We start from the raw sequence: 12191 nt of genomic DNA on the forward strand, positions 1-12191 counted from the left end.
CCTACTTCACCACAAGTGTGAATTTCGCGGAATGGTTGAGGCTGCCACTGTTAGCCTTCAGGCTGATCGCATAGGTGCCTGGAGGCGTACCGCCGCCACCACCACCTCCTCCCCCACCGCCGGTTGAACCTCCACCGCCGCAGGAGACCAATAACCCCAATGCCAGCATGAGCACCATCAAGACTGCCGCTATTTGTCTCTGACCTACTCGCACGACACGTGGATCTGCAAGGAACAGACCGGCCAAAGCGAATACCGTCAAGAACTGACAGGAACTTGTCAGACTCAGCGCCATCGCATTTCCCGACCGCGCTATGGTTTGGATGGTGACAGTGGCAGGAGCAGGATTTGCGCCGTCGAGAGTCAGGCTGGACGGCGACACTGTGCACATTGAACCAGGTGGCGCTCCAGAACACGAAAGGGAAATCTGTTGATTGAAGGCGTTTAGTGGGGTCAGAGTCAGCGAATATGTTGCCGACTGTCCAGCGAAAACCGTGACACTCTGAGGTGATCCCATCACGGTGAAATCTGGAGTAAATTGAATTTTGAAGACAACTGCGTCTCCGGGTCCATTCAGGTTCGCTTGAATCGGATTGACCACGGGAAAGTCTGGCACGGTCGCGAAGCCAGCCACGATGATGTCCCCGACACTGTCGACCGCGATCGCGTTCCCTTGTTGGTCACCAAAACCCGGACTACCGCCCCAGTAGGTCGAGAACGGGAGCGCAGAACCAGTACTATTCAGTTCCGAAACGAAAATGAGAGGGTCTCCTGAGATGTCTGACTGCACCGGTGATTGCAGCGGAAAATTGGTTGAACGGGTCTGCCCCGTCATATAGGCATTGTTAGAGGAGTCCAGTGCAATCGCCCAGCCCCAATCAATATTGTTCCCGCCTAAGAAAGTCGAGTAGACGGGGGAGGATCCCGTCGCATCGAGTTCGGTCACAAAAGCGTCGGGGTCGAAGATGCCAGGATTCCCGATCACAGTCTGGAACGCTCCTGGCGTCACGGGAAAATCCGCCCCGGCAATTCCCGTCACATATGCGTTACCTGCCGCATTGACCGCAAGCCCATACGCTTGGCTATCATTAATGAACGTCGAATAGGCGAGGTCTTGGCCCGACGCTGTAAATTTGGAGACAAACGAGCAGCTTACGCCGGGAAGAACACATACTTGCTGGAAAGCGTTGGGCGTGATGGGAAACCCGGCTCCGGTGTAGCCGGCCACGTAGACATTGTCGGAAGGGTCGAGCGCCATGGCAGTGGGTTGGTCGTTGGTGTTGCCACCAAGATACGTCGAGAACACCAGCGAGGTTCCGTCAGCACTGAACTTCGTCACGAATCCGTCGAAGGGTCCGTTATCAGTCGGCGCGTGATCTAGCTGCCACGCGTTTGCAACCGGAAGATCGAGCGATGCCGTCGTGCCGGTTATGACTGCCTGACCTTTCTCATCGACCGCAATGGCCGTGGCGTATTCCTGCGAGAAGCCTCCAAAGTATGTTGAGTAGACCAGCTTTGAACCATCCGGGCTCAACTTGGAGACAAATGCATCCTGAATTTTCAGTTGGGATTGGAAAGCATTTACTAGCGGAAAATCGGATGACAGAGTCGTTCCTGTAACGAAGACGTTACCCTCAGAATCGACGGCGACCTTCGTGGGGAACTCAGCGCCGGTTCCGCCGAGGTAGGTAGACCAAAGGACTTGGGAACCGTCTGGAGTCAGCTTGGTCACAAAGGCGTCTACGTCTCCGCTGAGGTGCCTCTGGTAGGCGCCTGCCGTTGTTGGGAAGTCGGGAGAGTTGGAGTCGCCATAGAGATAGATGTTTCCGGCACCGTCAAGCGCCATTCCGTCCGCGCCGTCCCCAAAACCACCGCCGAGATAGGTCGAAAAGCTTACGGCGGGATCGATGATGAGGGGTTGGGAGCGGTCGTAGCTCGGAAGCTGGAAGCTGACAATGACGGAAGACTTTTTCGTGCGCTGAAGCCGGAAGCCCCCACCTTGGAGGGCTTTGCAGTCGTCTTCGCCTGCAATATTGGATTTTTCTCGTGTACACGATTTGCCCTGATATAGGAGTGGCTTGTGAAAGAGAATCTCGCTGTCGTCACCTCGAATGATGAGATCCCCAACGTCGTTCACCCTGACGAGAGAGTGAGAATCCGATGTGCTGATGGCAAATTTGATCTGGTCCGGGCTGGCATGAGGAGCTACCACAAAGTCGTACTCCAACTGTCCATTGTTGCCGTAGTAGACAAGGTCAATTCCAGAATAGGTGGATGGGTACCAGACTTCGGCGTATTGCCCAACATGCCTACTCCATCTCTTTGGGTCGTTGCCGATTAAGTAATTGCTGTAAGAGTGAAGTGGTTTCCGACCCTCGGGGTTGATGTCAAAGCGCACTCCCAGCAGCCTCAAGCGTGTAGAACTCGCGGCTGAACGACTGACGCACGAGGTCCTCTGCAAGGCCGGTGATGAGTGCGAGCCTTTAGAGAATGCTGATTCGGACGGGCATGTATTAGCGTTGTGTAGAGCGCTGGCTGAAAAGGTCGCCTCGCTTCGGGTAAGGAACACTCGGTAGCTCGACGCTCGGCCAATGAAGGCAACGTGTGGCTTGGTCTGATTCGTGATGGACTCAAAAGCGATCACGCGCTGGAGCCGATGTGGTACCCATCTGCGCGACTCGACCCGAGCTAGTGCGAAGACAGAAGACCCGACCATTGCAAGCGCTAACAGCATCTGCGCTCTTCGAACCATAGCCCGTCTTGGCTGGGAGACTCGTGTCTGCGGCAAATCGCAAGAGCTGGGCAAACGGCCTTCTAGTTGCTTCAGCGCGCCGATCATCTGCGCCTCTGTATGAATGCTCGTCGACGTACCCCCCTTTTCCTTCGTCCGAAATCATACTCAGGTTCGTTCCGAAAGAGAGCGGAGCAGGTGAAGGTCACACCCAATAACGGGTTCGAACGGTGGCAAACTGATACCCCCCACCGGAATGAACATCCATCCGTCGTCGGAGCAGGCGGGAATCATTGTTCTAGGTGATCATGGTCAATCTTGAGATTCGCGGTGTAGTGCTCAGTCTGACCGGTGACGATCTCGACTCGTTTGCACAGGGGTAAAGAAGATACTTCACTGACAAAAATGTCGTAAATTCCCGGAGCAAGCGCGGTCTCAAAGTAACCGTCATGGCTTGCCCTTGGGACCATTGACGACTCTCCGTTGTACACAGGGCGGTAAGCGCGTACAAAAACGTACGCCGATGTTGCGGGCACTCGATCGTCTCCGATAGTAACCGCTATGGCAAGGAACCCAACGCCCGGGGAAGCCTGGCCAGATCCGGACACGACAATCTGACAGCAAAGTAACAACAAAATTAACGACCTACTGATCCATCCACCACTGGCAGCTCTCATGAAGCAAGATCCTCCCACCTTGTTTATGGCTAGTTGCGTGCATTGCTCCCCGCTGTTGCCAAGTTCTCGTCCCATCAGTCGCCATTGATCGCCGATTGACAATGCAACAAAACAACTCCGGTGTTCGCGTAGGACATTCCCGTGTTCCCGTGAGCGCCAAGGCCGAGCAGAGCTGGTCCATCACTTTGAATCGCATTGAGCTTGTGCGCAAGTTCGTGAAGGAGAACCACTATGCCGTATGGAGTGGACCCGGAAGCATATCCACCAAAGGAACCACGTCCTTGCTGAAAGAATCCGCCGAGCGGGTTCAAGTAAATGGCTGCACTAAGGCTTCCTTGGGTGGTGCCCCCAGCGGTTTGTCCACTCAAAGCGGATAGTGCAATCGCTGTTGTGTCAAAAACATTCTGAGCTGAGGAGCTGATACCGCCAGTCATCTTGGATGTCGCATTGTTTAGCCAATCTGAACACGGGTTGGAGCCCGATAAGATATAGCTCACTCCCCTGGCCGCGGGATAGTGGTTGAGCATTTCTTTGGAGAGATCGAACTCTCCAACGGAAGTACCGGGGCCATCTATGTCAGTAAGATAGGCGTTTAGACCCTGCTGGATTGGACTCGTCAGACCAGCCTGTTCTTGGAACTGCTGATTCTCGAAGCTCATAAAAGCAGCTCCGAAATCTAAGGCCAGAGAAGCGCTGCTTGCGTCCGTGATGGCTGCGAACGGGTCGTCGTTGTTTGACCCCCTTCCCCCTCCCAATCCAAACAGTTCCATCCTATCTCTAAATAGCCCTAATGAATCCGCACCATGCAGTGGACCATTCGCGACATAAGCGTAACGGTTCCAGCTTTGCGGACTTCCCATGCTTATGGACCCTATTCCCGCCGGGTCGGGCGACGTCCACCTACCGTGTTGCGGGTTGTATTCGCGAAACAGAAAATCGTACAAGCCGCTGCTAGAGCTCGCAACAGTGTCTTGGTTCTGTCCTGTAAAGTTGTAATCAGGACTCCCAGAAGCGCCATAGACTTCCCCATACGGGGCATACTCCGCATCCGCGTAGACTGTCGTTGGCGTGGTTGCCGAAGTTGCCAATCGAGAACTTCCCAGCCAATCGGTGTGGCGATAGTAGAGTAGCCCTGCAGAGCTGTACACAGCTGTACCACCCCCCGGCAAAGAGATGAACCCCGTTCTAAGGGTCGCACCGTTCATCATTGCTAGTTTTGCTCCGCCCGGAGTATAAACGATTTCCGTGTAGTTAGATCCCCGTTGCTGTTCCACCAGCCTACCCAAGGCATCATAGTTCAACTGTACCGTATCCACCGTGGCGACCGCTCCGTCGGCCTGCCATGTGTATATATGTGAGCAATCGTTCAATAAATTGCCGTCCAAATCGTAGCTGGGGGTACACCCTGGCATAGTGTTGAAACGGTTGGTTGTAAGGTCATAAGTGGGCAGGAAAGTGGTGCCGACCGTAGCGGATTTTGTCACGTTGCCAAAAGGATCGTACGAAAAAGTCTGTCCCCATTTGTTGCTGCTACAGTTGGCAGAACTGATTCGGCCCAAATCGTCATGAGAATAGGTGCAGGACTGCGTGTTGGCAGTGTTGACGTTATCAGTGAGCGCGATTTGCCCTAGAGTGCCGTTCGCGTTCCACGTCAACCCACCACTTTTCGCCACCGAGCTGTTCATATTGAACGTGTAGCTGATCAGGCGACCGGTAAGCGTGTCATAGCCGAACGCATCCGAATCGCCGGATCCCAACGTGACACTTGTAAGGGAGCCAATGGGCTGAGACGTTCCGCTGGTTGTGTAGATCACGCTGCTGACCGGATTGTTGCCCGCCGAAGCTGTCACCTTATTGACCCGCCCTTCGCCATCTAGGCCAGAACCGTCGGCCCCGCCGTAGTAGATTGTCGGCAAGCCGGGACTAGAAAGAGATTTTAGAGTACCGTGCTCCCAATAACTTGCTGAGACGTGGTAATAGCCGCTTGAGTGTGGTGTCGATTCATAAACATCCTTGATTTCTCCCCGTTCCGTGTAGCTAAGTCCGACGTCCGTGATCTTTGTGGTGCAGCTGCCTGTGCAAGTGTATGCCTCAGCAAGCCTCCCCTCCGTAAGACTCATGGTCGTACCATTCACCACGGCGCTCTCGTAGACATATTTCTTGGCGGGTGTAATTGGCGACACGGGAGCATTAGGGTACAAAACGCTTAGAACGCGATGTAGGCCATCATATGTAAGGCAAGAGACCAAGCCTTTGTTGTCAATGGTCTTAACAGCATCTCCAGGAGACGAGACCGTTCCGCAATTTGTGTCGCCTGTCAGGCTGTCGTAGACATACTGGTTCGCGCCGGTCTCGGGGTTCGACTCGTATGTTAAACGACCTAGCATATCGTAACGGTAGGTTCGGCTCTGAGTTGTACCACCATTCGGTTGCGTATTCTGTCTGACGGTAAGAGAATTTATATACGGCGGCGTATCATAGACGTAGGTTGTAAGATAACCGGAATATCCGCCGCCAACCTGATTGCAAGCCCCACCATATTGGGTATCGCGGGTGATTTCACACACCGATTTCAAGCGCCCCAAGCCGTCGTACTCACTCTGCTTTGCCTTCGTGCTCTCCGTGGACCCCGCGGGTGCGGGTGCGGCCTCGCGATAAACATAATTCTGCAAGTAGCTCGTGTTCACGACGCCGCCACCGGCGTCTTGTGTCCTCGTGATGCGCATCATGGCGTCGAAAGTGTTTTGGGTATAGATACCGCTGCTGGGAGACTGTCCAGCCGTGCCCTGATACGCCATACTCGTTTTGATTGGCCGACCTGCAGTGTCGTACAGTTGCTGGACGGTATCGTAGTAAGTGCTGTTGTATCCTTGACGCTTCTGCCCGTATACTGATCTCCCGAAACTGTCCCGTGTGCTCCGGACGTCAACGGTCGACCGGTTGGCATTAAAGTTCATCGCGCTCTCAATAATCGTGGCCCCAGCGTTGTAAGAGTAAGTCGTGGGAGTTGTTTGAAGTTCGTCCATCGTGGCGGATGGACGCCAGAAAAAAGGATCAGTATAACTTGCGGAAGTAAGTTTCCCATTGACATCTGTGTGCGATATAGCCACCGCACCCGTACAATTATAGGCAGTCGATGTTGTAAGCGTTGTGGAACCGAACACGACTTGCGTTTGAGTGGGAAAGGCGCTGTTGCACCCACCGCTTCCGTAGGCATACGTGGTAGTCGTTCCGTTTGGGTCCTGGCTCGCGGCAACAGTACCGCTCAGGTTATATGTAATGTGCGAAGTTAGCGTATGTGAGCTATCAACGTACTTGATAATTGTCGTGAGATTCCCCCGGCATCTTGTGGCTGGCGCGCAAGTGACCGTATCGCCGGGAATTGTGAAATCGTCGTAGCTGTAGTCGGTTTGAGATTTCAGGTACGAATTGCCAGCGCCATCGTAGACATAAGCCTTCACGCTCGAAGGATGGTTGACGATCCCCCTCCCGAGAGTAGTGTCATATGTAATCTGCGTTTCGCGGGTATAGGAAGAGGCTCCCCAGTCGTATTCGTCCGTTTTTATCACTCTGCTCCCATCGGAATTGTAGAACGTGTCAACGCGAGAGTATGGTCCACCGTTGAGACTTCGGAAAACCGTGACGCGAGTGAAGGTTTGCGATGCGGGTGGAGGCGAGCAAGTGTTTGGATCGATGGGGTCCGTGCCGTTGTAGCAAGTAATCACGGTTTCCAAAGGTGTGCCCGTGGCGGCGCCCTGATAGACGCGACGCTGTAGTTCGACCCCGTAGGAAAAGTCTACCTTCGTGACATTGCCGTCGTTGTCGGTTATCGAAGTCGTCGACAATTTCACTTTGTGTGAATTGTTCGGGTCATAGCTGGTAATCGCACGGCTGTAATGAACGGTCCCTGACTGCGTGCTGACACGGTCAAAACCCGACGTACTTCCGTCCGCGCAGACAACACCCTTGCCAGTATCGCCACCTGTGTAGTTGTAGGTGATGGTGCCACCTGTGGGAACGTGAACTTGGGTGATTCGGCCCGTATAGTTGCCACTCGTCGGGGTCGTCTTTTCGTAGGTGAACTGATAGTAGGTAGTGTCGGGCAACGTAATTCTGTCAATCAGAGTCTTGCTAGTGGCTGACTGGTCTGCGATCCCAGGACAAGCGAAAGCTGACTGAATAGTCTTGGTAGTGTAAGTAATCGTGACCTTCGCGGTAGCGCCGGAAGGAGCCGGGTACTGATAGTTCACTGCGGTCGGTGGAGGCCCACCAGTAACCGTGATGGGTTGAGTTCCGAGTGTGTCCGCGATGGAGTTGATCTGACCCTGGTTCGCACCTGTATTCACCGTGATTGTGTTGCCGTTCACGTCTGAGGTCGTGTATGTTCCGCTCCCGTTCACTCCATTCGAGCCCGACTCGATGGAAGGTGGATGAACCACTTGCCCATTCGGATACGTCACGGTGGAGGGACCGTAGGTTGCCGTTATCGATATTCCTGAGCCATCACTTGTAGTGCCCGTCGGGTGGTCGTACTTAGGCACCGCGCAATCAAGTTGATTGCCATCATAGACATAAACCGAACCGTACCCAAACGGGTGAGTGGTATTGTCGGGACTCTGGTAACCAGTGAAGGTACGCTTTGTATATTGGATTGGAACCCCGGGGTCGTCAGGATTGGGGCACTGCAACGGCGTTGTGAAATAGAAAATTGTCCCGATTGCCAACACTCCGGCGGGCTGCGCCGTCGAGAAGTTCACTCCCATATGCCAGTTGGCGTAGATATCCTGATACGTATACCAAGCACCGTTATCTATCGGCAGGGATAGCGAGAATGGCATCCCTCGGCCACCTCTGGCGAAAACTGGCACACCGAAATGGAAGTTCAGATTCCCGTCATTGATGAGGTCTGGCCCGCCACTGAAACTATTGTATGCAGGGGTGCCGTTGCCGGTAACCTGCTGGGCTAGTCCTGCCGGAATCGCAATTGATAGTGCGGCGACTGCGAGAACAGCATAAATCGGCTTCATTGCTAGGGCCTCTCTCGGCAAACTACTGGATGGAAAATAGGCTGTCCGATACGCCAGAATTGACCTGAACGCTTGCGACTGAAAAATCAAGCCCAAGGTTTCCCCCGACGTATCGCTGAATTCGGAATGGTACTTGCACGCCATTCACTGATTGGTACGCGGAAAAGTCGACTTCCACCTGAAGACTGGGGTCTTCCCCATCTCCAGAGCTGATTTTGAAGACAAACGCTGTGGGGAGGAGTGATGCTGCATCCAGGTACATATCCATCGTGCTCAGTTGTTGGGTAAGGGCAGTTGCTTCCACCGTGGCGCCGACAATGTAGCGGTACGACCGGATATGCTGAACTGTTGTTCCATTGCGAGTCTCTTGCCCGATGTAGGAGAAGATGAGGGACGAGTCTCCTGTGGCGCTTAAGACAGACAAGTGCGGGAAGAACCACACCGCGTTCACGAGACAGTTTTCCAGCCCCCAAGGAATAAGGGAACCGTCTGGGGTGGTCAATTCTCCCCTGGCACCATCGGAAGCATCGTTGCGAATTTCGCTGCGGGGCCCATCGCTCAATGCCATATCAAACCGACTAGCGCCGGTTCCTTTTGCCGTCATCGTTGCAGAAGCCGTCTCAGTGAGAGATGCGACACTCCAGGCGGCTGTGCCATTCATCGTGACGTCGGAGACGCTCGGACCTCCTAAGGCGATCAGTGACTGAGACACAAGGCTCACCGCCTGAGGATCGCTCAGAGGAGTCTGATTCTGACCAAACAGGAGGTTAGAATCAGCTAAAGTCAGAAGAGAAAAGAGGAGCGAGCACAGACCGCGAATAGACATGGATTCTTCCCTCTTTGACACGAAATGATTAGCAACTACATGCTGCCCTTGGGCTAGGGCGTAATCTTCCCCGAGACGCTAGTCCCTGGCGCATGGGTCATCACTTCAAATTAGGGAAGAATCCCGGAGAGAAGTCTCAGAGAGACGAAGTGAAGCTAAATTTCCCGCTTCGGGATTGGATGGAGACAGTAAGACAAACGACAATCGAGTGTCAAGACAATAACAATGTGTCCGGAATTCGGACACTCGAACCTCGGCGGTTACTGCCAGTTAGTCAGGGAGCTATTGCGTCCGTAACCAACTCGCGACCGCGCGTGGATCAAATCGGACGCATGTGCCGACACGGAATGACGGGATACGTCCGGCCTTAGCTAACTTGAAGATAGTTATCCGCGAATCGGCAGTCACCTTCTGCCTTGCTGCCTCAAGTGCCCTTCACGCCAGCGCCGCGGTTATGACTGTATAAGTTCAGTGGGTTTTCGGATACGCATCTCGACACCGCCTCACCGGAATGGAGAGGACGGCCATACCGCAATTGACACAGCGACGAACAGATGCCAGCAGTAGCAAGCGTAGAACTCTGCTTTGGGATGAGACTCAGGTGCTGCATCACTGTTTTCGATTCGCAACGCGGATAGATCACCATCTACGATGGCCTTGCGCAATTCAGTAGCGATCCCAATTTCCTATCGACGGAGACTAGAGTGTCGTGCGTGGGTTCCTGGCCAGAGATGGAGCCGCAGGGCGTTCATCGGTGTCATTCAGCTGCGTGGGGAATGCTTGTTGGCGAACGTATTCAAGCCAGTGAGTTCGGTCACCAATTGTTGTGACAATCCAAGGGTGTGACCGTCTGGGGCGGGCAAACAGGTTGCAAGACGGTTGCGGTCTGTTGGCGACAACAAAGGGGTCGCAGCGGGCAGACGGTCCGCAGCACTCTGCAGACCGTCGACCGCCGTCAAGTACGGACCTACTCGACTCCTGCGAGAGCCGCGTTGAGGCCAACGATGTCGGCTCCTAGGTCTTTGCCATCGGTGCCCAGGTTTTTGTAGGGGCTGCCGTCCTGAAGTTGGTAGTTTCCGCCGTTGCCGTTATTACACTGGACGAAGTCGGCGTCGTCCATCGTGGGGTTGAAAAAGTTGCCTGTTGGCCAAGACGATTCGAGAATGTGCGACGGGGCGGCGAGCAGCGCGTTGTTGCTGAAAGTGTAGGAGGTAAAACAAGTGTTCAGTATGGTCAAGGGGGCGTCGCTGAAGGCACAGTTGGTGTCGCCTCCGCCACTGTTCCATACGGGATATTTACCGGTTGTTACGATGCTGTTGGTGAAGACGAAACCGTACATCTGGGGATTCGACAATAGGTTTCCGACGGACAGGACGCCGCTTTTTGGGTCCGGGAAGCCGGTGATGTGGTCGATGGTAATCGTATTCAACGGATTCGACTGCCACTTGTTGGCAACCAGGAATAGCCTGCCCCGGGCGAAGTACTTCTGGCTGATGTCATCCATAACCACGTCGTGAATACTGAAGCGGGTTCCAAGAAGGGCATCTCCTCCACCGTTGCCGTCGCCGGACAGCACGGTTTCCATTTCGATCCCTCCTCCGGCATGAAAGATGTGCGTGTATCGGATAGTGACATCGGTGACCTGGCAGGTGGGACAGACGTTCCGGCCAGATTTGGTGTGCTGGTTCTTGGGGGTCAAGAGTATTGCATAGCCGGTTTCTCCGAAACCTCCCCAGGTGTTTTCGACCAGATTGTTTTCAATGAGCACCCTGACTGCATTCTTGAACTCCAAGGCATGCCTGATGATGAACGGATTCCCTCCGTCCCCGCCCTGGTACGGGACGTTGCCTTTCATCCACTGCCACGGTTTGAAGAAGTGATTGAAACGGATAGTGATGTCGGTAGGAGTGGTAGTCGCGGCGGCTCCTCCGAACAAGATCGATTGGGCGGAGGATTCGAGGAAGTTGTTCTCGATTTTGTAAGAACCGTCCTGGTAGTTTCCGGTGCCTCCACTGATGGCGTGGGCTTCCATACAATTACCGACACGAGACGTGCAGTGAAAGTCGCTGAAGTAGGAACCTATCACGGCAACGTTGCTCGTGCCGGACAGGTTGAAACCATCCTGGGTTTCGTCTTGCGCGGTGCCATGCAACCAGCTGCGGTCGAGAATGATGTGGTCAGCCGTACCTCCGCGGTCAACCGCTACCAAGGTCATGGATCCCTTACTGCCTGCTTGGCGCGTCAGTTCCAGTCCGAGCAGGCGATAGTGATTGGCTCCATTCATGAAGATCACGGGACCGACTACACCGGGGACGACGAGCTTGGCGAGCACATTCTGCGGATTGTTGCAGGAGTACTGCGGACGCCCGGGGAGGGACGCTACTCCGGCGTAACAGGGTGTGAGGCGATGGCCGTCTCCGGGCAGAGCGCTGTCAGGAGAACTGGTGCGGACAATGATCCAGTGCTGGTCATCGCATTTCACGGCGGGGAATCGGAATTTTCCCGTGAAAGTTGCACCAGCTTGGATTTGTATCGTGTTACCGCATTGCACACTATTCAACGCGGCCTGCAGGTCCTCTCCGGCATTTACGGTGATGATGGAGCCGGGAGCGGGAGTGTCTGCCATTGAACTGGCAACGGTCGTGATGGGCAATTGGGCTGGGCCATCGTAACTCTGAGCGAACAGGCACACGGACAGAATCGGACCTACTAACAGGAAGAACACTGAGCGGTGGGACATGAGAAACCTCCTGAGGTAACACGCCGGGAGAAGGCCGACATCATATCCCCGAGTGAGGCATCCGTAAAGCGGGATCTTACCCGTGGGGGAGGGATTTTGCCGTCTGTATACACTACCCCATCCGCTTAACATGGTCGGATGTGGCAACGGGAAGAAATGGCTCCTGCCCATTTTTGGGGTTTCAAGGAAA

Annotated in this window: 4 protein-coding genes; all 4 read right to left on the reverse strand. The window is 54.4% G+C overall.

The features are described from left to right. Position 1: 1 nt before the first annotated feature. The 4 genes from HY010_06550 to HY010_06565 all read right to left on the reverse strand — a co-directional run bounded on the left by HY010_06550 (position 2) and on the right by HY010_06565 (position 12001). Positions 2 to 2212: an SBBP repeat-containing protein gene (locus tag HY010_06550; GenBank protein ID MBI3475372.1), complete on the reverse strand. Its 2211-nt coding sequence runs from the start codon at positions 2210 to 2212 to the stop codon at positions 2 to 4. Positions 2213 to 3482: 1270 nt separating this feature from the next. Further along, on the reverse strand, positions 3483 to 8435 hold the full coding sequence (locus HY010_06555; GenBank protein MBI3475373.1) for an RHS repeat-associated core domain-containing protein: 4953 nt from the start codon (positions 8433 to 8435) through the stop codon (positions 3483 to 3485). Positions 8436 to 8457: 22 nt separating this feature from the next. Next, positions 8458 to 9261: a hypothetical protein gene (locus HY010_06560; protein ID MBI3475374.1), complete on the reverse strand. Its 804-nt coding sequence runs from the start codon at positions 9259 to 9261 to the stop codon at positions 8458 to 8460. 967 nt (positions 9262 to 10228) lie between these two features. Then, positions 10229 to 12001, reverse strand: coding sequence for a hypothetical protein (locus tag HY010_06565; GenBank protein ID MBI3475375.1), 1773 nt, complete (start codon positions 11999 to 12001; stop codon positions 10229 to 10231). Between the last annotated feature and the right edge of the window lie 190 nt (positions 12002 to 12191).

The organism is Acidobacteriota bacterium, from assembly GCA_016196065.1.
Classification (GTDB): Bacteria; Acidobacteriota; Terriglobia; order Terriglobales; family Acidobacteriaceae; genus Acidiflorens.